Below are 26,680 nucleotides of genomic sequence, written 5' to 3'. Positions count from 1 at the left end.
CTATGACCACGCCAGACCTGATCGACCCGCCGCTCGAGACCATCCGCTTCCATGGGCTGAAGGCCGGGCCGAAGCTCCTCGTCTTCGGCGCCGTCCACGGCAACGAGACCTGCGGGCCGAACGCCATCGCCCGCGTGATCGAGGATTGCCGCGCCGGCCGTGTTTCGATCCAGCGCGGCGAGGTCACCTTCCTGCCCGTCGCCAACCCCAAGGCCTTCCGGCAGAACACCCGCGAGGGCGACCGCAACCTCAACCGCGACCTGCGCGAGCGGCCGCAACCCGATGACAACGAGGACAGGATCGGCAATCGTCTTTCCACCATCCTGCGCCAGCACGACATGCTGCTCGACGTCCATTCCTTCACCGGGGAGGGCGTGCCCTTCGTCTTCTTCGGTCCGGACGACAATCGCGGCGCGCTCGAACCCTTCCGCCATGGCGCGGCCGAGGCCGCCTTCGCCGCCTGCCTCGGCGTCGACCTGATGATCCATGGCTGGCTCGACATCTATGTCCGGCTGATCGCGGCGCGCGAGCGCCTGAACCTGCCGCGGCTCGCCGTGACGGAAGGCTTCGGCACGACGGAGTTCATGCGCTTCGCCGGCGGCTATGGCGTGACGCTCGAATGCGGGCGTCACGACGACCCGGCTTCGGTCGATGTCGGCTACAAGGCGATCCGCAACGTGCTCGTCCATCTCGGCCTGACCGATGAGGCGCCGCCGGTCCCCGAGAAGCGCGTCGTCGTCCATATGGACGATCTCGTCATCTGCGAGGCCGAGGGCGACCGGGTCGAAGGTTCGTGGAAGACCGGTGACCGCGTCGCCAAGGGCACGCCGATCGCCCGCCGCGCAGACGGCACCGTCGTGACGATGCCGCGCGACGGCTTCATCATCTTCCCCAACCCCAAGGCCAAGCCCGGCGAGGGCATCTGCTATCTCGGGACGGAGAGCCGGCGCCGGCCCTGAACGTGGCCGGCGCGGCTTTACTGCACGATGCCGCGCTTGCTGCCGAAGCCGGGGATGCTGCAGCCGCAGCTTGAGCCATAGGGCAGGGGTGGCGTCGGGCAATCGCCCCGGCTGGTCACGCACATATTCCCATAGCGCGGCTGCCTGTAATATGGGCGCTCATAGCCGTAATCGCGACGGTCATAGCGCCGCCGCGGACGATCATCGTCATCGTCGTCATCATCGTTATAGGACGGTCCGCCGCGATAAGGCCCGCCGTAATACTGGGCCTGGGCCGGGATTGCGCTGAGCAGGACGGCGCAGGCGAGGGCCGAAACCGTGAGCTGGCGACGCAGCATGGTTCTTCCTTTCCGTTTCCTCGCCGGCGAGTGGGCCTGGCGAGACGTTTCACTGTCTCCTAGCGGGTTCATGATGAACGCAGGCTGAGGCGGCCAGGAGGCAAGGGAAAGGAACGGCGAAGCTGGTCGATGGATCCCGCTACGCGCCCGGTGTGAAGTGCTGGCTTTGTGAAAGGCAGCGACCCTACCCGCCGCTTTTGTCCGGTTTGCCACTGCGGCTGAGTTCGATCTGCTTTTGCAGGCCCAGCATGACGCTGAACGAGGTCACGGGGGTGAGGCCGGTCTCCTTGGTCTTGCGCCAGGCGCCGGCAACGGTGCCGATCAGGCCCTTGCCCAGGCTGCGCTGGTAGTCGATGCCGACACCCTTCTGGTCCGAGCGGGCATCGAGGCCGACATAATCGTCGGTCTTGCGCCGGGCGGACAGGCTGACGGCATTGTCGTCGTCGATCCGGGCCGTCAGTTTCGCCTCATGCGCCGTCACCAGGTTGATGACGGAGAAGGGCAGGGTGGTGTCTTCCACCGTGCGCAGCGAGCCGAGGTCGAGCGTGAACCGCTCATAAGGCAGGCGCAGCTTCGCCGTATAGAGCAGGCTCTCGACCGCATCGAACTCCTTCTCCGGGAAATAGGCGCGGAACGGCGAGAGCGAGGCCTCGATCGCGGCGCCCTTCAGCACCGTCGAGAAGAACAGGTTGGGTTGCAGCCGGTTATGGTCGCGCCGGAACCCGAGATAGTCGACGCCCTCGATATAGTGGACGCGCGCGGCGCTGAAGGAGAGGCCGATTTCGGTCTCGCCCGATCGCCAGGCGGCGCCCGTTGTCAGCCCCAGCGTGCCGAAGTTCTCGTCGCGCGGCAGGAAATCGCCGAGATTGAAGACGTTGCGCTCGTTCAGCGCCGTCATCCGCGCTTCCCCGCTGGCGAAGAGGCGGAACGCGCCGATGCCGTGATCGAACCGTTCGCGCCAGGACAGGCTGCTTTTCCGACGTGACCAGGTTTGCTCGCTGCTTGCCGTGAGGGAGGAACGCAGCGCCCATTCTCTGACGCTGAAGCCGTGCTTCAGCGTCAGAGAATGGGCGCGGGCGGAGGCGAGCGCGCGCGGGTCGTAATGCGTCTCGACGAGCGACAGGTTCAGCCCGTAGCCGTCCTGCAATGTGCCGCGCAGGTAATCCCAGGTTGCATAGGTTGTGGCGACGGGGGTGCCATTCGCCCCCCGGGCGCCGGCGGGATTGCTGTCAAAGCCACCGCGAAGCCCGATAACGGCGATCGAGCTTTCCTTTTCCTCGGCCGACTTTTCAGTCGCGAGCGCAAGGGAAGCGTGAAATACCAAAGCGATAATGATGATTTTCTGCATAGACGTCGCCATGATCTAAAAATTTATTTCGCAATGATGGTTTATGATGGTTAATTGATCGTAAATTATACCGGTTTTGCTCTTATATGTATTCGGATCGATTTATGTATAGCGCGAATGATTTGAGGTTTATTTTCAAAGTATGCTTTCAGGTGCAAATTAACTTTACTCGGTATGGTTAATGTTGAGAGAAGGTTGCTTGAAGAGGTTGTTGCAACCTATACGTGTTTCATCGCTTCCGGCCCGGAGGCGAAACAGGGAGAAGCAAGATGAAATACGCGTTTGTTCTCGCTACGGTTGCAGCTTTCGCCGTGTCCCCCGCTATGGCCGGTGGGCGAGGCGGTTCGCTTCTCGGCGGCATCATCGCCCCGGTGACGACGGCCGTGTCGGGCGTCAAGATCAATGCGCTCAACAATGTCAGCGTGCTCAGCGGCAACGGCATCGCCAACGGCAACAAGGTCGGCGTCGTCGCCCCGGTGAAGGCGATCGTCTCCCGCAACGGACTCGTCGGCGGCCTGCTCGGGGGCTTCGGTCACGGCTGCGGCTGCAACTGATCGCAGCGTCCGCCCTCCGATGCGGAGCCTGGAACGGGGCTGGCATGTGCCAGCCCCTTTTCGGTTCTGCCCGATATCGCGCAAGCGATGCGATCCCTAAAATGCCCGGGATCGGGCTGACGGGTTCTTAGAGCCTCGCGCGTAGAGGCATCGCCATGCATCTGCTGATGAGGCCCCGTAGACGCGCCGCGCAGCTTCCCGCGGATATCGAGATCGAGATCATCTCGCGTCTCTTCGCGGCCCTGCCTCAGATCCTCTGCATTGCGGCCGGGCTGATCGTCGGCTCTGCGATCATGGCTGTGCAAACCGGCGAGACGATCTTCTGGTGGCTGACGGCAGCAGGCATCGTGACGACCCTGCTGCGCATCGCCAACATCGTCAGCTTCAAGCGGCGCGATCCGGCGTGCAAGCTATCCCTGGCGGAGGCGCGGCGCTGGGAGGCGGGCTACGCCTATTCCGCCTTCGCCTTCACCCTCGTCATCGCGGCATTGACGCTGGCCGCCGCCGCGACCGATCATGCCGGCGGCTTCGTGCTCAGCCTCGGTCTCACCATGGCGCTGACGGCCGGGTCCTATCTGCGCACCCTGCGCTACTGGATCTGCGCCGTGCTCTCGACCATCGCGATCGGCACGCTGGTCGTCGCCTTCCTGGCCTCCGGCGATCCGCTCTATCAGGCGCTGAGCGTGCTGCTCCTCGTCTATCTCTATTCGATCTATGAGAGTTCGGATTACATCATCGGCCAGTTCGAGGAATTGCTGATGGTGCGCCGCGAACTCGACTTCGCCGCCAGTCACGATTCCCTGACCGGGCTCATGAATCGCCGCGGGCTCGATCGCGTGCTGCGCGAAGCCGGCGAAAGCGGCGAGGCGCTTGGCCTCCTGCTGCTCGATCTCGACGGATTCAAGCTGATCAACGACCGCCACGGCCATCAGGCCGGCGACGATCTGCTCAAGCAGGTCGCGATGCGCCTGAAGGGTGTCGTCCGGCCGGGTGACAGCGTGGCGCGGCTGGGCGGCGACGAATTCGCCCTCGTGGTGCGCAGCGTCGAGGATGCGGCTGCGTTGTCCGAGATCGCCGACCGGGCCGTGTCCGTCGTCATGGCGCCGTTCATGCTGATGGGTCAGCTTGTCACCGTCGGCGCGAGCGTCGGGGTATCCGTCAAGTCGGAGCAGGATACCACGCCCTGGACAGCCGAGGTCCTGACGCGCGCGGCCGATCAGGCCCTTTACGGCGCCAAGCGCGCCGGCAAGGGCCGCAGCATGGTCGCCCACTGGGACGACGTCGCCTGACATCGCCATAGAGGGAAGGTAGCTTGATCTCGGCGCGGTGTTCACCTACCGTCCGGCAGGTAGCTCGCTGGTGGCGCTGCAGAAAACGGGAGAAGGCGATGTCGGCTGTCGGGAAGCCTGCTGTGGAGGGCGCTCGCCGCTCGCCTTACTTCACGGAGGAACATGAGGCGTTGCGCGACCAGGTCCGCCGCTTCGTCGAGGCCGAGATCAAGCCGCATGCCCTGCAATGGGAGGAGGACGGCTTCGTCCCGCGTGCGGTGCTGCGCAAGATGGGCGAGCTCGGCTTCTTCGGCATCCGCTATCCCGGCGAGTATGGCGGCTCCGAGATGGATACGATGGCGACTGTGGTTCTGGCCGAGGAACTGGGGCGCTCGACCTTCTCCGGCGTCGCCATCACCGCGCTGGTCCATACCGACATGGCCTCGGTCCATATCGCCAATGCCGGCAGCCCGGCGCAGAAGGACAAGTACCTGCCCGGCATCATCGCCGGCGAGAAGATCGTCGCGGTCGCCGTGACCGAGCCCGATGCCGGTTCGGATGTGAAGGGCATCCGCACCACGGCGCGGCGCGAGGGCGACCATTACGTCCTCAACGGCGCCAAGATGTTCATCACCAACGGCGTCCATGCCGATCTCTATTGCGTCGCCGCCAAGACGGACCCGCAAGCGCGACCGTCGCAATCGGTCTCGATCTTCCTCGTCGAGAAGGGCACGCCGGGCTTCTCCGTCTCGCGCGCCCTCGACAAGCATGGCTGGCGCTCGTCCGACACTGCCGAGCTTTCCTTCGTCGATTGCAAGGTGCCGGCCGAGAACCTGCTCGGGCAGGAGGGCCGCGGTTTCTACGCGATCATGAGCAATTTCCAGAACGAGCGCACCGTGATCGGTGCCATGGCGATGGGCGAGGCGCAGGCCGCCATCGACCTGACACTGGACTACGTGAAGACGCGAAAAGCCTTCGGCGCACCGCTTTGGGAGAAGCAGGCGATCCGCCAGCGCCTCGCCGAGCTCGCCGGCAAGGTCGAGGCCGGGCGCCAGCTTGTCTACCACGCCGCCTGGCTTGACGCGCAGGGCTTCGACGCCACCCGCGAGGTCTCGATGGCGAAGGCCTATTGCGGCGAGCTGGTCAACGAAGTGATGTACGATTGCCTGCAGTTCCATGGCGGCATGGGCTACATGCGCGAAAGCGCGATCGAGCGCATGACCCGCGATGCCCGCGTCCAGTCGATCGGCGGCGGCGCGACCGAAGTCATGCTCGAGGAAGTGGCGAAGCGGCTGTGAGGGCTGAGTGTGTCATCCCGCACGCGCCGCAGCACTGCGCGCAGCGCACACGGGATGACACCCTATGAGTGAAGCCGCGCACACCCGGCCGCCGACCGAAGGCGGCTCGCGCCGGCTGATCCTTGACCATGCCGCGCGCCTGCTGCGTGGCGGCGGCTACCATCAGACCACCTTGCGCGAGATCGCCGAGGCCGTCGGCATCCGCAAGGCCAGCCTCTATTATCATTTCGGCTCGAAGGAGGAGATCGTCGAGGCGGTCGTCAATGACGGCGTGCACTTCGTCCATGAGGCGGTCGTCGCGGCGCTCGCGGCGGAGGAGGGGGCCTCGCCGCGCGTCAGGCTGGAGGCAGCAGTCCGGGCGCATCTCTCCGCCCTGCACGGTCATGGCGATTATACCTCGGCCAGCATCAAGGTCTTCACCTTCGGCGCGGCGGCTGTGCCCGAGAGCGTACGCGCGGTGCGCCGCGCCTACGAGGAGGTCTGGCGGGGGCTGATCGCCGAATGGCAGCAGGCCGGCGGCATGCCCGCAGGCAACTCGCCTGACGTGCTGCGCCTGTTCCTGCTGGGCGCGCTCAACGGCTCGACCGATTGGTATCGGCCGGAGCGCCATGCGATCGACGCCTTGGCGCGCGAATTCGTGGCGCTGCTCTCGCCGCATTGAGTGGCTGCCCCGCCTCCCATGCAGGGCCGGGCGGCATCGTCATGGCTGACCAAGGCGTCGGCGGTTGCTAGCATCCCCATGCGGGGCCGTCGGTCGCCTCGCGATCTGACGAGGATTCTTCGCCTGATGCGCGCCTTCTATCACCCCGACCAAGCCCTCCACGATCCCCAGCAATATATGCGCTTCGGCAAGGTCGTGGCTCCCAAGGACCTGCCGGAACGGACGGAGCGCCTGCTCGGCGCGCTCAGGAAACATGGCATCACGCCGGAGAAGCCCGCAGCGCATGGCACGGACCCGGTCCTCGCGATCCATGATGCCGGCTTCGTCAAGTTCCTGGAGACCGCCTGGGCGCGCTGGCAGGACCTGCCGGCCGAGCGCGGGCCGGAAGTCTGGCCGAGCACCTTTCCCTATTGGAGCGGCCGCCCGGACGAGGATGTCCGTCCGCCCTGCCGCCCGACCGGTTTCATCGGCCAGCTCGGCTGGTATCTCGGCGATCTCTCGGTGCCGATCGGTGAGCATTGCTGGCATTCGACGCTGCGCTCATCCGAGACCGCCGTCTCTGCCGCCGATGCGATCCTCGCCGGCGAGCGCGCCGTCTATTCGCTCTGCCGCCCGTCCGGCCACCATGCCCGCGCCGACCGCGCCACCGGCTTCTGCTATCTCAACAACACCGCGATCGCGGCCCAGCGCCTACGTTCCAAATTCGGCAAGGTCGCGATCCTCGACGTCGACGCCCATCACGGCGACGGCACGCAGCAGATCTTCTATCGCCGCAACGATGTGCTGACGATCTCGGTCCATGCCGATCCGACAAACTACTACCCCTTCTTCACCGGCTATGCCGACGAGCGCGGCAATGGTCCGGGCGAGGGCTTCAACCTCAATCTGCCGCTGGAGCATGGTGCCGGCGGCGCCGCGATGGAGGCGGCCGTTGCCGAGGCCGGCAAGGCGATCCGCGATTTCGGTGCCGAGGTCGTGGTGATCGCGCTCGGCTACGACGCCCATAAGGACGATCCGATCGGCGTCTTGAAGCTGGAAGCCAGCGATTTCGGCACGATCGGCCGGCAGGTGAAGGGTTTCGGCCTGCCGACGCTGGTGGTGCAGGAGGGCGGCTACGCCATCGAAGCGATCGGCGACTGCCTCGATGCGTTCCTGGGCGGGTTCAAGTAGCGCCTGTCTTCTCGGAGGCACCTGTCATCCCGTGCGCGCTGCAGCGTAAAACGCTGCGGCGCAGACACGAGGTCGTATGACGAGAAGGCGCCTTTTCCTGAGGGCGATCCCGCATCTGCGCCGCAGCACTGACGTGCCGCAGCGCGTGCGGGATGACACCCTTCAACGCGGCTCGAAGCGCCTCAGATCGCCGCTTCGATCAGGAACGGCCCCTTGCGGCTGAGCGCGGCCTTGAACAGGCTCGTGAACTCCTCGGCCGTCGTGGCCCGCGCCGCTTCGACGCCCATGCCCTTGGCCATCATCACCCAGTCCAGCGCCGGCTCGTCGATGTTCAGCATCAGCGTGGCGTTGCGGCCGAAATCATTGACGCCGACGGCGCGCATCTCGCCATGCAGGATCTGGTAGGTCCGGTTGGCGAAGACGACGGTGACGATGTCGAGGTTTTCGCGCGCCTGCGTCCACAGCCCCTGCACCGTGTACATACCCGAGCCGTCGGCCTGCATGCCGATGACCTTGCGGTCGGGGCAGGCGACGGCCGCGCCGATCGCGAGCGGGATGCCTTCGCCGATCGCGCCGCCAGTGAGCTGGATATAGTCGTGCTGCGGCGCGCTGTGGCAGTCGTAGTAGAAGCTGCGGCCCGACGAGACCGACTCGTCGCAGACGATGCAGTTCTCCGGCAGCAGGGCCGAGACGATGGCGCAGGCCTTGTCGGCGTCGAGCTTGCCGGTCGGCAGGCCGGGCTGCTCCTTGCGCGGCGGGGCGATGTAGAGCGGGGCGGTCTTCGTCGCGCCCATCTCTTCGGCGAGCCCGGTGATGGCGGCCGGCAGGTCGTCGCCGGGGATCGCGAGCTTGGCGACCTCGCAGCCGTCATGGATCAGGCGGCCGGGCTTGCCGGGATAGGCGAAGAAGCCGACCGGAACCTGCGCGCCGACCAGCACGAGATAATCGACATCCTTGAGCTGATCGAGCGCCTTGTCGATCGGATAGAACACCTTGGGCATAGCGACGCGGCCGGCGCCGCGCTGGATACGTCCGTTCGACATCTGGCTGAAGATCTGGGCGCCGGTCACCGCGCAGATGCGCGCGGCCATTTCCATCGGCTTCTCGCGGAGCGCGAGGCCCGTCAACATGATCGCGGCGCGCTTGCCATGCTTGCGCAGGCCGGCCGCGACCTCGCGGATCGTCGCGTCATCGACGCTCTTCAGCGCCGGCAGCTCGGTCGGCTTCAGCGTGGCGGGCTCGACGCTGCCCCAGGCGCAATCAGCCGGCAGGATCACGGTGGTGACGCCGGGCAGGGTCAACGAGGCGACATAGGCTTCCCCGATCGCCGGGCCGACATCCTCCGGCGTCGCGATGCGGCGGACGAAATGCGACATCGGCTCGGCCAGGCTCTCGATATCGCTGGTCAGCGGCGCGTCGTGCTGGAGATGGTAGGTCGCATGGTCGCCGACGACGTTGATCATCGGCGTGCGGGCGCGCCTCGCGTTGTGCATGTTGGCGAGCGCGTTGGCCATGCCCGGCCCGCAATGCAGCAGCGTCGCCGCCGGCTTGTCGGCCATGCGGGCATAACCGTCAGCGGCACCGGTCACCACGCCCTCGAACAGGCCGAGCACGCAGCGCATTTCCGGCTTGCGGTCGAGCGCCGCGACGAAATGCATCTCGGAGGTGCCGGGATTGGCGAAGCAGGTATCGACGCCGTTGATCAGAAGCGTGTCGCACAGGCGGTCGGCGCCGTTCATTGGGAAACCTCGACTCACAGAAAATAAGGGCGCCCCTCGCGCCGGCGGGCGGAAGAGGAGGAAATTCCCTCTGCCCTGTCAAACGAGAGAATGTCATGACTTCCCCAAGCGGCGCTGATCGGCGGCTTGACCTGTTTGCATATGCAATTAGGCTGTTTTGGAACGAAGGTTGCATTGCGCCGCGAATGACGCTCCAGGCGTCAGCGTGGTGCATCGGCCAAAAAACCGGGGAAGGGTTTCAATCATGGCAGTTTTCAAGCGCATCGGTGCGACTGTCGGCTTCGGCCTCGCGGCGCTTCTCGCGGCGGGTGGCGCCCAGGCGCAGACCAAGGTCAATATCGGCATTTCCGGCTGGACCGGCTTCGCGCCGCTGGTGCTCGCCAAGGAGGCCGGCATCTTCGCGAAGAACGGCCTCGACGTCACCATCAAGAAGATCCCGCAGAAGGACCGCCACCTCGCCATCGCCTCCGGCGACATCCAGTGCGCCGCGACCACGGTCGAGACCTGGATCGTCTGGGATGCGGCCGGCATCAAGACCAAGCAGATCTTCCAGCTCGACAAGAGCTACGGCGCCGACGGCATGGCCGTGCGCAAGGATGTCGCTGCGATCAAGGATTTGAAGGGCAAGACGGTCGCGGCTTCCGCGCCCGGTACCTCGCCCTATTTCGCGCTGGCCTGGATGCTCAAGGAGAACGGCCTCTCGGTGAAGGACGTCAAGGTCGTCAACATGGAGCCCGGCCCCGCCGCCCAGGCCTTCATCGCCGGCCAGAACGACGCCGCCATGACCTATGAGCCCTATCTCTCCACCGTCCGTGACAAGCCCGATGCCGGCAAGATCATCGCCACGACGCTCGACTATCCGATGGTGATGGATACCTTCGGCTGCACGCCCGCCTTCCTCGTCAACGACAAGGCCGCGGCCGCGCTGACCCAGAGCTATTTCGAGGCGCTGGAGATGATCAAGAAGGACCAGGCCAAGGCTTATGAGATCACGGGCGCCGACGTGAAGCAGACCGGCGAGCAGTTCGGCAAATCGGCGGCGTTCCTGCGCTGGTCGGATGCCGAGGGCAACAAGAAATTCTTCGCGGGCGACTGGCAGGCCTTCTCGGCCAAGGCCGCCGACCTGCTGCTCGAGATCGGCCTGCTCAAGGCGAAGCCCGATCTCGCCTCGCTGGTCGATACGCGGTTCGTCGCCGGCAAGTAACCGTCGGCGCATGACCGGCGACATCCTCCCGGATATTCTGGAACCCGGCCTGCGTGTCGTCTTCTGCGGTACGCAGGCCGGCGCCGTCTCGGCCAGGCGCGGCGCCTATTATGCCGGGCCAGGCAACAAGTTCTGGCCGGTGCTTCACGAGATCGGGCTTGTCCCGGTGAGGCTCTGGCCGGAGGAATTCGCGACCCTGCCGCGCTACGGCATCGGCCTGACCGATGTCGCCAAGCGCAGCTCGGGTCCGGATTCCGCGCTGCGCGGCGGCCATTTCGACGTGGCCGGCTTCACGGCGCGGATCGCTGCGAACCGGCCCCGCTTCCTGGCCTTCAACGGCAAGCGTGCGGCCCAAGTCGCCCTCGGAATCAGCGAGGGCCGGCTTGCCTACGGGCCGCAGGCAGACGGACTGGCCGGTGCCGAAGTCTACATCCTCCCCTCGACCTCCGGCGCCGCAGCCGGCTTCTGGTCGATCGAACCCTGGAAGCAACTGGCCATGGCCGTGACCGGAACCCAATCGCGATGAGACCTTTGCAACCCGTCTCGGCCCCGGCCCGCATCGGCTACGGCCTGGCCTTCTTTGCGCTTTTCGTCGCGCTCTGGTCGGTCGCGACCTTCGGCGGCTATGTCCAGCGCCTGTTCCTCGCCGATCCGCTGACCATGGTCGGCGAAGGCTATAACCTGATGGTGCGATACGGCTTCGGCTTCGACATCATGATGACGATCTGGCGCGTCCTCGGCGGCTTCATCCTCGCCGTCATCGTCGCCTTGCCGATCGGCATCCTGATGGGCGCCTACAAGCCGATCGAGGCTTTCCTCGAACCCTTCGTCTCCTTCGCGCGCTACCTGCCGGCCTCCGCCTTCATCCCGCTGCTGATCCTCTGGGCCGGCATCGGCGAAACGCAGAAACTGCTCGTCATCTTCATCGGTTCGGTCTTCCAGCTCATCCTGATGATCGCGGTTTCGGTCGGCTCGATCCGGCGCGATCTCGTCGACGCCGCCTATACGCTGGGCGCGACAGACCGCTCGGTGGTGCGCCGCGTCATGCTGCCCAATGCCGCGCCCGAGATCGCCGAGATCTTCCGCCTCGTGCTCGGCTGGGCCTGGACCTATGTCATCGTCGCCGAGCTGATCGGTTCCTCTTCCGGCATCGGCCACATGATCACCGACAGCCAGGCCTTGCTGAACACCGGGCAGATCATCTTCGGCATCATCGTGATCGGCCTGATCGGCCTCATCTCGGATTTCCTCTTCAAGGCGATCAACCAGCGCCTGTTCCCGTGGGCGCGCGCATGAGCAAGCTTGTCATCGAGAATCTCGGCAAGGTCTTCGCCGGCCAGCGCGGGGCCGAGCCGACACGCGCCCTGATGCCGACCTCGCTCAGCGTCGCCGACAACGACTTCATCACCATCCTCGGCCCGTCCGGCTGCGGCAAGTCGACCTTGTTGCGCATCATCGGCGGACTGGAAACGGCGAGCGAGGGCCGCGTCCTGCTCGACGGCTCAGCCGTTTCCGGGCCGGGTGCCGATCGCGGCTTCGTCTTCCAGAGCTACACGCTCTTCCCCTGGTTGACGGTGCAGCAGAACATCGCCTTCGGCCTGCGCGAGAAGGGCGTACCGGAAGCCGAGCGCCTGAAGATCGCCCGTGACTGGGCGGTGCGCGTCGGGCTCGGCCAGTTCGTCGACCATTTCCCGAAGCAGCTTTCGGGCGGCATGCAGCAGCGCACGGCGATCGCCCGCGCGCTCGCCAACGATCCGAAGATCCTGCTGCTGGACGAGCCCTTCGGCGCGCTCGACAACCAGACCCGCGCCCTGATGCAGGAAATGCTGCTCGGCATCTGGGAGCGCGAGCAGAAGACCGTGCTCTTCGTCACCCACGATATCGAGGAGGCGATCTTCGTCGGCTCCCGCGTCGTGGTGATGAGCGCGCGCCCGGGGCGGATCAAGGCCGATATCGCGGTCGATCTGCCGCATCCGCGGCCCTACACCATCAAGACGACCCCGGAATTCGTCGCCCTGAAGGAGCGGCTGGTCGAGGAGATCCGCGCAGAGGTCATCGCGGCGGATCACTAGCCGGCAGGTCGGCTATGCTTCCCTAGCGGAACCGAACGCCCTTGCCTGCGTTGTCATGTCGCAGGCGTGGGACTGCCTTGCACCAAAGGGCGGTTACGGCGGTGCTCCGAATTGCCATCTTCAGCGAAAGGGGCGCTGCCGAAGGTGGGGCCAATGCACTCGCTGATTGCCAGAATGTTGTCTCGGCTCGCGATCGAGCCACGTATCGATGTCGTTTTCCCCGATGGCACGTTGCAGTCGATCGGGCAGGGCACTGCGCCGCGATTGCGCATGCGCATCGTCGATTCCCCGACGGAACTGAAACTCGCGCTCAATCCCGAGCTCGCCTTGGGCGAAGCCGTGATGGACGGGCGCGTCGTGGTCGAGCAGGGCTCGCTCTACGACCTGCTCGATGCGCTGGTCGCCGCTGTGCATCGCGCACGCCCCAAGGGCTGGGGCAAGGTTCTGGAGGGCCTGCGCACGGCGGTGCGTCGCTTCCACCAGCACAACACGCCGGCGCTCGCCCGGCGCAATGTGGCGCATCACTACGACCTCAAAAGCGACTTCTTCCGGCTCTTCCTCGACCCGGACATGCAGTATTCCTGCGCCTATTTCGCCGAGCCCGGCATGACGCTGGCGCAGGCGCAGTTGGCCAAGAAGCGTCACATCATGGGCAAGCTCGATCTCAAGCCCGGCCAGCGCGTGCTCGATATCGGCTGCGGCTGGGGCGGCATGGCATTGTCGATCGCCGGAGGGACGGGTGCCTCGGTTACCGGCATCACGCTCTCCGAGGAGCAACTCGCCATCGCGCAGCAGCGCGGCGCCGAATCCGGCCTGCCGGTCGAGTTCCGGCTGCAGGACTATCGCCATCTCGCCGAGCCGTTCGACCGCATCGTCTCGGTCGGCATGTTCGAGCATGTCGGCGTCGGCTATTACCGCGACTATTTCCGCAAGATCCGGGAATTGTTGAGCGATGACGGCGTGGCACTCGTCCACACCATCGGCCGCTCGACGCCGCCCGGCGCGACCAATCCCTTCATCGCCAAGTACATCTTCCCCGGCGGCTATATCCCCGCCATGTCGGAGGTGGCGGCAGCGGTTGAGCAGGAGGGGCTGATCATCACCGATGTCGAGGTGCTGCGCCTGCACTATGCCGAGACGCTGAAGGTCTGGCGCGAGAACTTCCTCGCCCGGCGCGACGAGGCGGTGGCGATGTATGATGAGCGCTTCGCCCGGATGTGGGAGTTCTATCTCGCGGCGTGCGAGGCGAGCTTCCGGCATGACGATCTCGTGGTGTTCCAGTTCCAGCTCGCCAAGAAGCTCGACGGCCTGCCGATCACGCGCGGCTATATCGAAGAGCGCGAGGGCGAGCTTGCGCGGAAGATCGCTGAGCCGGCCTAAGCCGGCTCCGGCCCGACATAGCGGGCGCGAGGCCGGATCAGGCGTCCGGTCTCGCCCTGCTCCAGCGCATGCGCGATCCAGCCGGCGCAGCGCGCGGCGGCAAAAATCTGGAACGAGATATCCGGCGCCAGCCCGAGTTCGCTTACGATCGCCGTCAGCACGAAATCGATATTCGGTTCCTCGCCGGTCAACGTGGTGACGGCCCGGCGCGTCGCCGCATAGGCTGGCGGCAGCGTGAATGCGGTGAGCAGCGCGCGAGCCCGCGGATCGCCATCCGGATAGAGCGGATGGCCGAAGCCGGGCAGGGGCATGCCCGTCGCAAGCCGCGCCGAGACCGCCACCTCGACGCCTTCGCTTGCGATCTCGCGCATCAGCCCGAGCACACGCGGCGTCATCCCGCCATGCAGCGGCCCCGACAATGTCGCGAGCCCGGCCAGGATGCAGGCGGCGAGCGAGGCGCGCGTCGAGGCTGCCACCCGGACCGCGAAGGTCGAGGCGTTGAGCTCATGGTCGGCGAGCAGCACCAGCGCGCGGCGGATCAGGTCGGCTCCATCAGCGCCGCAGCCCCAGGCCTGCGCCAGCCGGTGGTGGATCGGCCCCTGGCCCGGCCGCCCGGCGATGGCATCGACGAGCGAGTCGATGACGGAGGCCGCTTCCAGATAGAGCGCCTTCTTGGTGCGGCCGGCCATGGCGGGATCGCTGGCGGCGCGCGCGGCGATCACTGCGAACATGCGCTGCCGCGACGGCGCCTCCGGCACGAGCGTGAACAGCGGCGGGAAACGCTGCGAGCCGCAATCCCAGAGCAGCCTTGCTACATCCTCCAGCTTCGCCGTCTCGGCCAGCGCCTCCGCATCCTGCCCGCGATACCAGAGCTTGCCGCGCTGGATCGTGGCGATGCCCGAGGCCAGGATCGGCTCGCCGAAGGCGATCGCATCCTCGGCGATGGCTGCCGGTTTCCGCCCCCGCGCCTTGCGATGCTCCAGCCGCGCCACGTCCTCGGCCCGGTAGAGCCGTCGACGCGAGTCGCCCGCATCGCAGCGCGCCTCGATCAGCCCGCGGCTGACATAGGCGTAGAGCGTCTGCGGCTTCAGCCCGAGCCGCTCCATTACCTGTTGCGCCGTCAGCCAGTCGGTCATGGGAAAATACATTGATTATATTGTTCAAGATTGATTCTATCGATGAAGCTATCAATCTTCAAGGCCTCAGATGTTGAGGAGAACCCGCCATGTCCGATGGCCTTGAAGATGTCGTTGCCGCCCATACCGTGCTCTCGGAAGTCGATGGAGCGGCCGGGCGGCTGGTGATGCGCGGCCACAGCCTCGATGAGCTCGCGGGCCATACCTCCTTCGAGGAGATGGCCGCATTGATGCTCGACGGCTTCGTGCCGGACCTGCCGGCCATGAAGGATTTGCCGGCGGCGCTCGGCGCGGCGCGACAGGAGTTGTTCGAGACGGTGGTCAGGAAGGCCGTTATCCCCGTGACGCTCGGGCCGGTCGAGATGATCCGCGCGATGACGGCGTTGATCCCGGATGGCGAGGATGCCGGCACGGTGCTGCGGCTTCTGGCGGCGCCGGCCGTCTTCACCGCCGCCTCGCTGCGCCTGCGTCAGGGCCTCGCGCCGGTCGCGCCCGATCCATCGCTGTCGCAGGCGGCCGACACGCTGCGCATGCTGACAGGCAAGGCGCCGACGAAGCAGCAGGCCGCTGCGCTTGACACCTATCTCGTCACCGTCGCCGATCACGGCCTCAACGCCTCGACCTTCGCGTCACGTGCCGTCGCCTCGACCCGCGCCGGGCTGGTCTCGGCGGTGCTCGCCGGCATCGGCGCCCTCAAGGGGCCGCTGCATGGCGGCGCGCCCGGCCCGGTCATCGAGATGCTCGATGCGATCGGCGCGCCCGACAATGCCCGCGCCTGGCTGGAAACCGCGCTCGATCGCGGCGACCGCCTGATGGGTTTCGGCCACCGCATCTATCGCGTCCGCGACCCGCGTGCCGATGCGCTGAAAGGCGCGATCCGCAGGCTCGGCGCCGATAGCGGGCGCCTCGCTCTGGCCGAGGCGGTCGAGCAGGCGGCGCTCGCCATCCTGCGCGAGCGCAAGCCCAACCGGACGCTGGAAACGAATGTCGAGTTCTACACGGCGCTGCTGCTGGAGGCGCTGGGCTTCACGCCGGATTCTTTCACCTGCGTGTTCGCGCTGGGGCGCACGACGGGCTGGCTCGCCCATGCCAAGGAGCAGATCGCCGGCGGCCGCCTGATCCGGCCGCAATCGGTCTATGTCGGCCCGCAGCCGCGGCAGGCGGCTTAGCGCGCTGGAGACAGCTTCACGACGAACAACTCGCCGCCGTTCCCGGCGGCGAGTTTTGCGGTGACGGGGGCTTGGAGGACGGCGCTGTCCCCAGCGGCCAGAGCTTCTCCGTTCACCAGCCAATCGCCTTGACGAGCAACCAGAACCAGCAATCCACGCCCGGCCGCAACCTCATGCGATCCACCGCTCAGACGCTCAACGCTGTGGCTCCACGCGCCGCGCCGGCTCATCACGTTGAGGTCGTCGATCGCCCCGTCGACCAGCACGCCATCCACCGCCCGGTCGGCCGCGAAGAAGAACGGCGCGGTCGCGCGATCGAGTGAAGCCGTCTCGCCGTCGCCGAAGGCCAGCCGAATGCCGTTGCCGGTCAGCACCGACAGCGTCCGGTCGATGCCGGGGAAGGACGAGAACGGCCCGTCTGCGCCCACATTGGCCATCGAGATGCGCCAGTCGAAATCGCCGAGCGCGGCTCCTTCTGGAGAAACAGCGATTTCGGTCGTGGTACCGCCGCCGTTCTTCCACGGCATGACCTTGCAATCGGCGGCGCGGATGATGCGCATGGAACGGTCCTTCGAATTCAAGCGGCCACCGTTGTCATCCCGGGTTCTCCGCTGACGCGGAGCCCCGGAATGACGGGAGGGTTCAGCCCAGAATGCCCGGCAGGTTGAGCCCTTTCTCGCGCGCGCAGTCCAGCGCGATGTCGTAGCCGGCATCGGCATGGCGCATCACGCCGGTTGCCGGGTCGTTCCAGAGCACGCGCGAGAGGCGGGCGGCCGCGTCATCCGTGCCGTCGGCGCAGATCACGACGCCCGCATGCTGCGAGAAGCCCATGCCGACGCCACCGCCATGGTGCAGCGAGACCCAGGTCGCGCCCGACGCCGTGTTGAGCAGGGCGTTGAGCAGCGGCCAGTCGGAGACCGCGTCCGAGCCGTCCTTCATCGCTTCGGTCTCGCGGTTCGGCGAGGCGACCGAGCCGGAATCGAGATGGTCGCGGCCGATCACGACCGGCGCCTTGAGCTCGCCGTTCCGGACCATCTCGTTGAAGGCGAGGCCGAGGCGATGGCGATCGCCGAGGCCGACCCAGCAGATGCGCGCCGGCAGGCCCTGGAACGAAATGCGCTCGCGCGCCATGTCGAGCCAGTTATGCAGATGCGTGTTGCCGGGCGTGAGCTCCTTCACCTTGGCGTCGGTCTTGTAGATATCCTCCGGATCGCCCGAGAGGGCGGCCCAGCGGAACGGCCCGATGCCGCGGCAGAATAGCGGGCGGATATAGGCCGGCACGAAGCCCGGGAAGGCGAAGGCGTTCTCCAGCCCCTCGTCCTTCGCGACCTGGCGGATGTTGTTGCCGTAATCGAACGTGGGCACGCCCATGTCCTGGAAGGCGATCATCGCCTCGACATGCTCGCGCATCGAGGCGCGCGCCGCGGTCTCGACGGATTTCGGATTGGCTTCGCGCGCCTGCTTCCACTGGCCCATGGTCCAGCCCTTCGGCAGGTAGCCGTTGATCGGGTCATGCGCCGAGGTCTGATCGGTGACCATGTCGGGGCGGATGCCGCGGCGGACCATCTCGGGCAGGATCTCGGCGCAATTGCCGAGCAGGCCGACCGACTTCGCCTCGCCGTTCTTGGTCCAGCGGGCGATCATCTCCAGCGCCTCGTCGAGCGTTTCGGCTTTCTCGTCGAGATAGCGGGTGCGCAGGCGGAAATCGATCGAGTCGGGATTGCACTCGACGGCGAGGCAGGACGCGCCGGCCATCACGGCGGCGAGCGGCTGGGCGCCGCCCATGCCGCCGAGGCCGCCGGTCAGGACCCATTTGCCCTTGAGGCTGCCGCCGTAGTGCTGGCGGCCTGCCTCGACGAAGGTCTCGTAGGTGCCCTGCACGATGCCTTGCGTGCCGATATAGATCCAGGAGCCGGCCGTCATTTGGCCGTACATCGCGAGCCCCTTCTTATCGAGCTCGTTGAAATGGTCCCAGTTCGCCCAATGCGGCACGAGGTTGGAATTGGCGATCAGAACGCGCGGCGCATCCTTGTGCGTGCGGAACACGCCGACCGGCTTGCCGGACTGGACGAGCAGGGTCTCGTCGGCCTCAAGCTGGCGCAGCGCCGCGACGATGCGGTCGAAATCCTCCCAGGAGCGGGCGGCGCGGCCGATGCCGCCATAGACCACGAGTTCCTGCGGGTTCTCGGCGACATCAGGATGCAGGTTGTTCATCAGCATGCGCAGCGGCGCCTCGGTCAGCCAGCTCTTGGCGCTGAGCTCGGTGCCGGTGGCGGGGCGGATGACGCGGGTATTGTCCAGGCGGGTCATGAGCGGCTCCGTTCGAGAGTCCTGGCCGCGTCGAGGGCGGCGGCGATGATGGCGGACAAGGCGGTTTGCAAGGCAGCGGCCTTCGTCGCGTCGAAGGTCCAGGGCGCGGTCTCCTCGGAGAGATAGGCCGAGAGCGCGATTTCCATCTGGAGCGCGTGCACGCGCTCGAAGGGGCGCCCGTAATGGCGCGTGATCCAGCCGCCCTTGAAGCGGCCATTGGCGATCTGGGTGGCCGGCTGGCCGGCCATCGCGGTGATGGCGGCGGCCTCGACGCTCGCGGCGCAGCTCTGGCCGGAATTGGTGCCGAGATTGAGCGTCGGCAGCGTGCCCTCGAACAGGCGCGGGATCACCGACTTGATCGAGTGGCAGTCCCAGAGCACGCAATAGCTGTGCTCGGCCTTCACCCGCTCGATCTCGGCCGCCAGCGCCGTGTGATAGGGCTGGAAATAGGCCGCCTTGCGCCGCTCGATCTCGTTGGCGTCCGGCGTGGTCTGCCAGATCGGCGCGCCGTCGAAAGTCGTCGTCGGCACGAGTTCGGTCGTGGCCTGCCCCGGATAGAGCGAGACGCCGGCCGGGTCGCGGTTGAGGTCGATGACGAAGCGCGAGAGCTGTGCCTCGACGATGCTCGGCTGGAAAGGCGCGGCGAAGCTGTAGAGCTGGCGCATATGCCAGTCGGTATCCTCGACCAGCTTTCCGCGTTCGTTGAGCTGCGCCGCGACCTCCGGCGGAACGCCGGTGCCGGGATGCGGCATCGAGAGGATCAGCGGGGACGAGCCCCGCGTGACCGTGACGATCTCCGCGCTCATGCGCTGCACTCGGCGAAGCTGTCGAGGCCGGCTGCCTTGCCGACCGCGCCGGAGAGCACGAACTCGGTCGCGGCCGCGAGATCGGGGGCGAGATAGCGGTCCTCGGTCAGCGGCGTGATCTTGCTGCGCAGCAGGGCGAGCACCGGCTCAAGGCGCGCGCTGGTCTTGAGCGGGCGGTGATGCTCGATCGCTTCCGCCGCCGCCATCAGTTCGACGCCGATGATGCTGGCCGCATTCTTCGCCATGTCGATCAGGCGGAAGGCGCCATGCGTCGCCATCGAGACATGGTCTTCCTGGTTGGCCGAGGTCGGGATGGTGTCGACCGAAGCCGGATAGGCCTTCTGCTTGTTCTCGGAGGCGAGCGCGGCGGCGGTGACCTGTGCGATCATGAAGCCCGAATTCAGGCCGGCATCGCGGGCGAGGAAGGGCGGCAGGCCGCTCATGACGGGATCGACCAGCAGCGCCATGCGGCGCTCGGAGAGGTTGCCGATCTCGCAGACGGCCATCGCCAGGATGTCGGCGGCGAAGGCGACCGGCTCGGCGTGGAAATTGCCGCCCGAGACGATCTCGCCGGGGCCGAGCACCAGCGGGTTGTCAGTGACGGCATTGGCCTCGATGCCGAGGGTCGCAGCGACATTCGTCAGAAGCCCATGGACCGCGCCCATCACCTGCGGCTGGCAACGCAGGGAGTAGGGGTCCTGCACTTTGCTGTCGCCATGGCGATGGCTCTCGCGGATGGCGCTACCGGCGATCAGGTCGAGCAGGATCTTGGCGACCTTGATCTGGCCGGGCTGGCCGCGGAGCGTCTGGATGCGCGGGTCGAACGGGGTGTCGGAGCCCTTGAGCGCATCGACCGAGAGCGCGCCGGCGACGAGCGCGGCGTCGAAGACACGGGAGATAGCAGCGAGGCCGGTCAGCGCCAGCGTGGTCGAGACCTGCGTGCCGTTGATCAGCGCGAGGCCTTCCTTGGCGCCAAGCGCAAGCGTGGTGAGGTTCGCGCGCTTCAAGGCTTCAGCAGCCGGCAGCGTCTCGCCTTTCAGGCGGATCTCGCCGTAGCCCATCAGGGCTGCGGTCATATGGGCGAGCGGCGCGAGGTCGCCGGAGGCGCCGACCGAGCCCTTGGCCGGGATCACCGGCAGGGCGTCGGCCTTGAGCGCATTGGTCAGCGCTTCGATCACGACGGGGCGCACGCCGGAGGCGCCGCGCGCCAGGCTCGCCGCCTTCATCGCCAGCAGCAGGCGGACCACGCCGTCAGGCAGGGCAGGGCCGGTGCCGACCGCATGCGAGACGATCAGGTTGCTCTGCAGCTTTGCGAGATCGGCATCGGCGATGCGGACGCTGGCGAGCTTGCCGAAGCCGGTATTGACGCCATAGGTCACGGTGCCGGCGGCGACGATCTCCTCGACGATCTTCTGGCCCGAGGCGATGTTCTTCGCGCTCTCGCCGCCGAGCGAGGCGGCGGCGCCGTCTAGGATCGCGCGCCAGTCGGTGAGATGGGCTGCGCCCGGGTTCAGCGAAACCGTGATCATTGTCCGTTCCAGATGCGGGTGTGAAGGGGATTGAAACCGATGCGGTAGGCGAGTTCTGCGGGGCGCTCGATCTCCCAGATGGCGAGATCGCAGCGCTTGCCGATTTCGAGCGTGCCGACCTCGTCCTGGAGGCCGAGAGCCTTGGCGGCGTGGCGGGTAAGGCCGGCGAGTGCCTCTTCCGGCGTCATGCGGAAGAGCGTGCAGGCCATGTTGAGCACCAAGAGCGGCGAGGTCAGCGGCGAGGAACCGGGATTGGCGTCGGTGGCGAGCGCAATCGCGGCGCCGTGCTTGCGCATCAGTTCGATCGGCGGCTTCTGCGTCTCGCGCAGGAAGTAGAAGGCGCCGGGCAGCACGACCGCAACGGTCCCGGCCTTGGCCATGGCGATGACGCCGTCCTCGTCGAGATATTCGAGATGGTCGGCGGAGAGCGCCCCCATCTCGGCGGCGAGCTTCGCGCCATGAAGATTGGAGAGCTGCTCGGCATGGACCTTGATCGCGAGGCCCTTGGCCTTGGCGGCCTCGAACACGGCTTTCGTCTCGTCGGGCGAGAAGGCGATGCCCTCGCAGAAGACGTCGACGGCATCAGCCAGCCCCTCGGCCGCGACGGCATCGAGCAACGGCCCGGCGACGAGGGCGGTGTAGTCGCCCGAACGCCCCTTGTATTCCGGCGGCACGGCATGGGCGCCGAGGAAGGTGGTGCGGACGGTGACCGGCCGCTCGCGGCCGATCCGGCGCGCGACGCGCAGCTGCTTCAACTCCGCCTGCTGCTCCAGCCCGTAGCCGGACTTGATCTCGACGGTGGTGACGCCCTCCGCCTCCAGCGCGGCGAGACGCTTGTCCGCGGAGGCGAAGAGCGTATCCTCGCTCGCCTCGCGCGTCGCCTTGACGGTGGAGAGGATGCCGCCGCCGGCCCGCGCGATCTCCTCATAGGTCGCGCCCTGCAGGCGCAGCTCAAATTCATGCGCCCGGTCGCCGCCATAGACGAGATGGGTGTGGCAATCGATCAGGCCCGGCGTGATCCAGCGTCCCGCGCAATCGATGGTCTCGGCGGCCTGGAAGGCGGGCGCCTCGCTGCGCGGCCCGACGAAGACGATGCGGCCGTCACGGGCGGCGATCACGCCGTCCTCGATCGCACCATAGGGCGTATCGACCCCTGCCGACATCGTTGCCAGCCGCGCATTCGTCCAGAGCTTGTCGCAGACAATCGTCTCACCAGGCGCTTTCGCCACCGTGCATCCTCCCGCTACTCTTTGAGTTGAGGCTATGCTATCTAATTGCATATGCAATTGGCAAGTGTTATTTGCATATGCAATTGAGCGCCAGCGAGCGACGGAGCGAAACGGTGACCGAGACCCTGCATCTGGCCGAGGCGCTTTTGCCCGAAGGTTTTGCCAGCGATGTGAAGCTGACCGTCGCCAACGGCGCGATCACGTCCGTCGAGGCAGGGGTGAAGCCGGCAGGGGATAAGAGCAGCTTCGCCGGCATCGCGCTGCCGGGCATGCCGAACCTGCACAGCCATGCCTTTCAGCGCGGGATGGCAGGTTTGTCCGAGCGCCGCGGCGCGCCGGAGGATTCCTTCTGGACCTGGCGCGAGGTGATGTACCGCTTCCTCGACCGGCTCGATCCCGATGATGTGCAGGCCATCGCCGCGCAGGCCTTCGTCGAGATGCTGGAGGGCGGCTTCACCGCGCTCGCCGAGTTCCACTATCTCCACCACGACAAGGACGGCTGCGCCTACGCGAACATCGCGACGATGGGGCAGGCGATCGCCTCCGCCGCGCAGGAGACCGGGCTCGGCCTCACGCTTCTCCCGGTGCTCTATCGCTTCGGCAATTTCGGCCAGGCGCCTTCGGTCCATGGCCAGCGCCGCTTCGTCAACGAGCGCGACGCCTATCAGCGCCTGCTGGAAGGTAGCCTCGCCGCGATCCGCGATCTGCCGGACGCACGGCTCGGCGTCGCCCCGCATTCGCTGCGCGCGGTCGCGATCGACGATCTCGGCTGGGTCTCCTCGCTGCGCCCCAACGACCCCGTCCATATCCACGTCGCCGAGCAGGTGCCCGAGGTCGAGGCCAGCCTGAAGATCACCGGCAAGCGCCCGGTCGAACTGCTGATGGACACGATTCCGCTCGACCGGCGCTGGTGCCTGATCCATGCGACGCATCTGACCGATGCCGAGCGTGACGGCATCGCCCTGAGCGGCGCGGTCGCTGGTCTCTGCCCGATCACCGAATCCAGCCTCGGCGACGGCATCTTCGACGGCATCCGCTATGCGCAAGCCGGCGGCGCCTATGGTGTCGGCAGCGATTCCAACATCCAGATCGATGCCGGCTCCGAGCTGCGCCAGCTCGAGTATTCGCAGCGCCTGCGCGACCGCCGCCGCGCGCTTTTCGCGGAGGAGACGGCCTCGACCGGTCTCGCGCTCTGGCAGGGCGCCTGTGCCGGCGGCGCGCGCGCCTGCGGCCGCGCCATCGGCGCGATTGCGCCTGGCCACCGTGCCGATTTCATCACGCTCGATACTGATCATCCAGCGCTTGTCGGCCGCTCCGGCGCCGAGGCTGTCGATAGTGCGATCTTCGCAGCCAACGCGATGCCTTTGCGCGATGTCGTCGTCGGTGGCAGGAGGGTGGTGGCCGAGGGGCGCCATGCCGCCCGCGATTCGGTGCGCGCGCGCTTCGCCGGCGTGATGCGGCGCCTGCTCGCTGCGGAATAACCAGGGACGACGATGACGGAGACCCGGCTCGACGCGGTGAAACTGGACGGCGCCGGGCCGGTCTATGACCAGATCCGGCGGGCGATCCGCGACCTCGTCGTCAGCGGAGAATGGCAGCCGGGCACCAGCGTGCCGCCCGAACATGCCCTGATGGAGCAGCTCGGCGCCTCGCGCATGACGGTGCATCGCGCGCTGGTGCAGCTCGCCCGTGAAGGTCTGATCATTCGCCGCCGCCGCTCCGGCACCGTGGTCGCGACGCCCCCGGCAAGCCACGCCATGCTCGACATCCTCTCGATCCCGGAAGAGGTGCGGCAGCTCGGCCAGACTTACGCCTATGAGGTGCTGGCGCGCACCGATGGCCGGCCTTCGCCGGAGGTCGCCGAGCTGTTCGGCCTGAAGCGCTCCGACAAGGTGGCCCACCTGCTTGTCGTGCATCGCGCCGACGGCAAGCCGCATGTGCTGGAGGAGCGCGTCATTCACGCTGCGGGCGTGACAGGGCTGTCGGACGAGGATTTCGCCGGGACCCCGCCGGGCGACTGGCTCTTGCAGCACAGCCTGTGGTCGCAGGCCGAGCACGCGATCAGCGCGATCGGGGCTGGCGAAGAGCAGGCCGCCTTGCTCGATATCTCGGTCGGCGAGCCCTGCCTCCTGGTCGAGCGGCGGACCTGGAACCAGTCGCAGCCGGTGACGGCGGTGCGCCTGCTCTATCCCGGCTTCCGCCACCGCTTCGTCGGGCGCTTTGGGCCATATGGGGCGGCCTGAGGGCAGGGGCCGCCACGCAAATCCACGCAAAAGAAAAGGCCCGCCGGTGAGGCGGGCCTTCGTTGGGATACTGCTACCTCAGCAGTCGTAGACCACGCGGCGACCCCATTCATCCCGCCCGTAGCAGCTTTGACGCGTCGCCGCGCCGCCGATGATCGCGCCGCTCGCGCCGCCGATCGCTGCACCGGCCAATGCGCCGCCGGCGCGCCCCGTGGCTGCGCCGCCGATGATGGCGCCTGCGCCTGCACCGATCAGCGCGCCCGTACCGGCATTCTGTTCGCGGGGCGTACAGGCGCCCAGCGCGGCGCCGATGGCTGCGACAAGCAGCAGCTTCTTGATGATCATGATCTCTCCTCCTCCGTGAGATGACGGGTCGCTCGAAGCACCAAACAGTGTCGGACGACGAAGGTTCCGCCTGGCGGCAAACCGCTATCGCCTTCTTCCATCGGTCTTCAGTCTTGGAGAGGGATTTCGTGTCCGCACGAAGGCCGTGAAATTTCCCGGTCGCGCCGGAACCTATCGTCCCAGCGTCGGTTGGTGAGGCAAGTCCCGCCGGAGGGCGCTTTCTCCGGCATCCCATCGCGAAACAAGGGGGAAGACGATGACCGATGTTCCCATGACCGCCACTGCGACCGCCAATCCGCTCATCGCGGGTGCCCGCGTTGCCGGCACGGATGTCTACAACGCGGCCGGCGACCATCTCGGCGAAATCTACGACGTGATGCTCGACAAGCTGACCGGGAAGGTCGCCTACGCCATCATGTCCTTCGGCGGTTTCCTCGGACTGGGCGAGAAATACCACCCGATCCCGTGGAGCGTTCTCGACTACGACACGCAGCGCGGCGGCTATGTCGTGCCGCTCACCAAGGAACAGCTCGAGGCTGCGCCGATGTATGACAGCGAAGGCGAGCCGGACTGGGACGACAAGGCTTACGGCAAGCGTGTCCACGACTACTACGGCACGATGCCCTACTGGATGATGTAGCGGCCGGGCGTTTTCGAGTGAAGCGGATGCCGGTTCGCGTGAAGGACCGGGATTCGCGCCAGCGAATACGCGCTGAATCGACCATTTGAATCGTGTCCGTGTTTCGCAGGAACGCGGAAACGATCAGGGCGCAGGTCGCGGCGGTTGCTATCCCCCCAGCCGAACCGTCGTGGCGGCGGGATGCGGGCCGAAAGGCCCGCATCTTCTTTTTTAGGGTGCTGCAAACGGCTGAATTCCGCGGTTTCCGGACCATTTTTCGCAAATCCGCGGGAACAGCAGAGCCCCTTCGCGCGTCTAGTCGGCGGGGGATCAACGCACCCGAAGATCCGCAGCAGCCAGTTCGCGCGGCGGTCCCGGCCCTCACATCAGGAGAAGGCGAGATGCGCATCCGTTACGGCTATCGGATCGAGCTGATCTGTGCCCATGACATGCCCTTGATCACCTTGCTGGACGTGCATCCGTCGCGCCGGCACGATCTGACGACGCCTGACGAGATGAGGCTGACCTCGCTCGCCGATCCCTCCCGGCCGATTGCGATGACGCAGGATCTCGATGCCTTCGGCAACATTCGCCGGCGGATGATCGCGCCGCCCGGCGGCATCAGGCTGGAATCCGAGGGGATCGTTCACGATTCCGGCGAGCCCGATATCATCAATGCCGCCGCTCGCGAGGTTTCGCCGTCACGCCTGCCGGACTCGGCTCTCGTCTATCTCCTGGGCAGCCGCTATTGCGAGACCGACAAGCTCTACGACCAGGCCTGGAGCCTGTTCGGGCAGGTCCAGCCGGGCTGGCCGCGGGTGCAGGCGATCGTCGACTTCGTCCATAATCACCTGAGCTTCGGCTACCATTTCGCCCGCAACACCCGCACCGCCGCCGAGGCTTTCGAGGAGCGGATCGGCGTCTGCCGCGATTTCGCGCACCTCGCCGTCACGCTCTGCCGCTGCATGAATATCCCGGCGCGCTACTGCAACGGCTATCTCGGCGATATCGGCGTGGCGCCCAATCCCGCCCCGATGGATTTCAATGCCTGGTTCGAGGTCTTCCTCGGCGGGCGCTGGTACACGTTCGATGCCCGCCATAACGAACCGCGCATCGGCCGCATCGTCATCGCGCGCGGCCGCGACGCGACCGATGTCGCGATGATCAGCTCCTTCGGAACCCATACCCTGCAGCGCTTCGAGGTCGTCACCGAAGAGATCGAGGAGGTGCCGATGCCGTTGATGCCATCGATGCCGGAACAGTTCGACGCGCGCCCGGCCGCCGCGTAAGCGCTCTTGCGCGT

The 26,680-nt window shown here is 66.7% G+C and carries 26 protein-coding genes; 16 read left to right on the top strand and 10 right to left on the bottom strand.

Going from position 1 to position 26,680, the window contains the following annotated elements; translation table 11 throughout:
* Window positions 1-2 precede the first annotated feature (2 nt).
* Window positions 3-959, top strand: coding sequence for a succinylglutamate desuccinylase/aspartoacylase family protein (locus tag ASE61_RS04800; protein WP_061965091.1), 957 nt, complete (start codon window positions 3-5; stop codon window positions 957-959).
* A gap of 17 nt (window positions 960-976) precedes the next feature.
* Here ASE61_RS04800 and ASE61_RS04795 read toward each other — a convergent pair whose 3' ends face one another.
* Together ASE61_RS04795 and ASE61_RS04790 are read right to left on the bottom strand one after the other, a co-directional pair.
* On the bottom strand, window positions 977-1,297 hold the full coding sequence (locus ASE61_RS04795; RefSeq protein WP_061965089.1) for a hypothetical protein: 321 nt from the start codon (window positions 1,295-1,297) through the stop codon (window positions 977-979).
* Between the two features lie 184 nt (window positions 1,298-1,481).
* A complete protein-coding gene (locus ASE61_RS04790; RefSeq protein WP_061965087.1) occupies window positions 1,482-2,645 on the bottom strand; it encodes a hypothetical protein in 1,164 nt (387 codons plus the stop codon).
* Between the two features lie 269 nt (window positions 2,646-2,914).
* On the opposite strand from ASE61_RS04790, the gene ASE61_RS04785 reads away from it, so the two are divergent.
* The 5 genes from ASE61_RS04785 (at window position 2,915) to ASE61_RS04765 (ending at window position 7,596) form a co-directional block, all read left to right on the top strand.
* On the top strand, window positions 2,915-3,199 hold the full coding sequence (locus ASE61_RS04785) for a hypothetical protein (RefSeq protein WP_139163486.1): 285 nt from the start codon (window positions 2,915-2,917) through the stop codon (window positions 3,197-3,199).
* A gap of 167 nt (window positions 3,200-3,366) precedes the next feature.
* The gene (locus ASE61_RS04780; protein WP_162260065.1) at window positions 3,367-4,488 is read left to right on the top strand and encodes a diguanylate cyclase domain-containing protein; all 1,122 of its coding nucleotides are present in this window, start codon (window positions 3,367-3,369) and stop codon (window positions 4,486-4,488) included.
* Between the two features lie 98 nt (window positions 4,489-4,586).
* On the top strand, window positions 4,587-5,765 hold the full coding sequence (locus ASE61_RS04775; protein WP_061965081.1) for an acyl-CoA dehydrogenase family protein: 1,179 nt from the start codon (window positions 4,587-4,589) through the stop codon (window positions 5,763-5,765).
* Window positions 5,766-5,829: 64 nt separating this feature from the next.
* Window positions 5,830-6,426, top strand: coding sequence for a TetR/AcrR family transcriptional regulator (locus ASE61_RS04770; RefSeq protein ID WP_061965079.1), 597 nt, complete (start codon window positions 5,830-5,832; stop codon window positions 6,424-6,426).
* A 126-nt stretch (window positions 6,427-6,552) separates the two neighbouring features.
* A complete protein-coding gene (locus ASE61_RS04765) occupies window positions 6,553-7,596 on the top strand; it encodes a histone deacetylase family protein (RefSeq protein ID WP_061965077.1) in 1,044 nt (347 codons plus the stop codon).
* A gap of 182 nt (window positions 7,597-7,778) precedes the next feature.
* Here the strand turns inward: ASE61_RS04765 and ASE61_RS04760 are convergent, their stop codons facing one another.
* Complete coding sequence (locus tag ASE61_RS04760) at window positions 7,779-9,335, bottom strand: acetolactate synthase large subunit (protein ID WP_061965075.1); 1,557 nt, start codon at window positions 9,333-9,335, stop codon at window positions 7,779-7,781.
* Window positions 9,336-9,579: 244 nt separating this feature from the next.
* Between ASE61_RS04760 and ASE61_RS04755 the strand changes: the two genes are divergently transcribed.
* The 5 genes from ASE61_RS04755 (at window position 9,580) to ASE61_RS04735 (ending at window position 13,991) form a co-directional block, all read left to right on the top strand.
* Window positions 9,580-10,539, top strand: a complete 960-nt coding sequence (locus ASE61_RS04755) for an ABC transporter substrate-binding protein (protein ID WP_061965073.1) — start codon at window positions 9,580-9,582, stop codon at window positions 10,537-10,539.
* Window positions 10,540-10,549: 10 nt separating this feature from the next.
* Window positions 10,550-11,065: a mismatch-specific DNA-glycosylase gene (locus ASE61_RS04750; protein ID WP_061965071.1), complete on the top strand. Its 516-nt coding sequence runs from the start codon at window positions 10,550-10,552 to the stop codon at window positions 11,063-11,065.
* Window positions 11,062-11,835: an ABC transporter permease gene (locus ASE61_RS04745; RefSeq protein ID WP_061965069.1), complete on the top strand. Its 774-nt coding sequence runs from the start codon at window positions 11,062-11,064 to the stop codon at window positions 11,833-11,835. The genes ASE61_RS04750 and ASE61_RS04745 overlap by 4 nt, the downstream gene beginning before the upstream one ends.
* Window positions 11,832-12,611 (top strand): ABC transporter ATP-binding protein, encoded by a 780-nt coding sequence (locus ASE61_RS04740; protein WP_061965630.1) that lies wholly within the window; start codon window positions 11,832-11,834, stop codon window positions 12,609-12,611. The genes ASE61_RS04745 and ASE61_RS04740 overlap by 4 nt, the downstream gene beginning before the upstream one ends.
* Window positions 12,612-12,785: 174 nt before the next feature.
* Window positions 12,786-13,991, top strand: coding sequence for an SAM-dependent methyltransferase (locus tag ASE61_RS04735; protein WP_244492705.1), 1,206 nt, complete (start codon window positions 12,786-12,788; stop codon window positions 13,989-13,991).
* Here ASE61_RS04735 and ASE61_RS04730 read toward each other — a convergent pair.
* Window positions 13,988-15,127, bottom strand: coding sequence for a citrate synthase family protein (locus tag ASE61_RS04730; RefSeq protein ID WP_061965628.1), 1,140 nt, complete (start codon window positions 15,125-15,127; stop codon window positions 13,988-13,990). The two genes, ASE61_RS04735 and ASE61_RS04730, sit on opposite strands and share 4 nt — an antisense overlap.
* An 89-nt stretch (window positions 15,128-15,216) precedes the next feature.
* Here ASE61_RS04730 and ASE61_RS04725 point away from each other — a divergent pair, with 89 nt between their 5' ends.
* Window positions 15,217-16,296 carry a citrate synthase/methylcitrate synthase gene (locus ASE61_RS04725; protein WP_061965065.1) on the top strand — a complete coding sequence of 360 codons (1,080 nt, stop codon included), beginning with the start codon at window positions 15,217-15,219 and terminating at the stop codon, window positions 16,294-16,296.
* Here ASE61_RS04725 and ASE61_RS04720 read toward each other — a convergent pair.
* From ASE61_RS04720 to hutI, 5 genes are all read right to left on the bottom strand, one after another.
* Window positions 16,293-16,856, bottom strand: coding sequence for a HutD family protein (locus ASE61_RS04720; RefSeq protein ID WP_082617234.1), 564 nt, complete (start codon window positions 16,854-16,856; stop codon window positions 16,293-16,295). The two genes, ASE61_RS04725 and ASE61_RS04720, sit on opposite strands and share 4 nt — an antisense overlap.
* Before the next feature lie 82 nt (window positions 16,857-16,938).
* Entirely contained in the window at window positions 16,939-18,606 is a 1,668-nt protein-coding gene (gene hutU / locus ASE61_RS04715; RefSeq protein WP_061965060.1) for a urocanate hydratase, read from the bottom strand.
* Complete coding sequence (gene hutG, locus ASE61_RS04710; protein WP_061965058.1) at window positions 18,603-19,412, bottom strand: N-formylglutamate deformylase; 810 nt, start codon at window positions 19,410-19,412, stop codon at window positions 18,603-18,605. The genes hutU and hutG overlap by 4 nt, the downstream gene beginning before the upstream one ends.
* A complete protein-coding gene (gene hutH / locus ASE61_RS04705) occupies window positions 19,409-20,941 on the bottom strand; it encodes a histidine ammonia-lyase (protein WP_061965056.1) in 1,533 nt (510 codons plus the stop codon). The genes hutG and hutH overlap by 4 nt, the downstream gene beginning before the upstream one ends.
* Window positions 20,938-22,104 (bottom strand): imidazolonepropionase, encoded by a 1,167-nt coding sequence (gene hutI / locus ASE61_RS04700; RefSeq protein WP_244492729.1) that lies wholly within the window; start codon window positions 22,102-22,104, stop codon window positions 20,938-20,940. The genes hutH and hutI overlap by 4 nt, the downstream gene beginning before the upstream one ends.
* A gap of 179 nt (window positions 22,105-22,283) precedes the next feature.
* Between hutI and ASE61_RS04695 the strand changes: the two genes are divergently transcribed.
* Both ASE61_RS04695 and ASE61_RS04690 read left to right on the top strand, forming a co-directional pair.
* Window positions 22,284-23,651 (top strand): formimidoylglutamate deiminase, encoded by a 1,368-nt coding sequence (locus ASE61_RS04695; protein ID WP_244492704.1) that lies wholly within the window; start codon window positions 22,284-22,286, stop codon window positions 23,649-23,651.
* Between the two features lie 12 nt (window positions 23,652-23,663).
* A complete protein-coding gene (locus ASE61_RS04690) occupies window positions 23,664-24,413 on the top strand; it encodes a UTRA domain-containing protein (protein WP_061965053.1) in 750 nt (249 codons plus the stop codon).
* A gap of 78 nt (window positions 24,414-24,491) precedes the next feature.
* Here the strand turns inward: ASE61_RS04690 and ASE61_RS04685 are convergent, their stop codons facing one another.
* The gene (locus tag ASE61_RS04685) at window positions 24,492-24,758 is read right to left on the bottom strand and encodes a glycine zipper domain-containing protein (protein WP_200959588.1); all 267 of its coding nucleotides are present in this window, start codon (window positions 24,756-24,758) and stop codon (window positions 24,492-24,494) included.
* Between the two features lie 256 nt (window positions 24,759-25,014).
* Here ASE61_RS04685 and ASE61_RS04680 point away from each other — a divergent pair, with 256 nt between their 5' ends.
* Both ASE61_RS04680 and ASE61_RS04675 read left to right on the top strand, forming a co-directional pair.
* Window positions 25,015-25,398: a PRC-barrel domain-containing protein gene (locus ASE61_RS04680; protein ID WP_061965051.1), complete on the top strand. Its 384-nt coding sequence runs from the start codon at window positions 25,015-25,017 to the stop codon at window positions 25,396-25,398.
* Window positions 25,399-25,778: 380 nt separating this feature from the next.
* Entirely contained in the window at window positions 25,779-26,666 is an 888-nt protein-coding gene (locus tag ASE61_RS04675) for a transglutaminase-like domain-containing protein (RefSeq protein ID WP_061965049.1), read from the top strand.
* The last annotated feature ends 14 nt before the right edge of the window (window positions 26,667-26,680 follow it).

The organism is Allobosea sp. Root670 (assembly GCF_001429415.1).
Taxonomy (GTDB): domain Bacteria; phylum Pseudomonadota; class Alphaproteobacteria; order Rhizobiales; family Beijerinckiaceae; genus Allobosea; species Allobosea robiniae.
The sequence above is the reverse complement of the archived record's forward strand: the minus strand, read 5'-3'. Positions and strand labels throughout refer to the sequence as shown.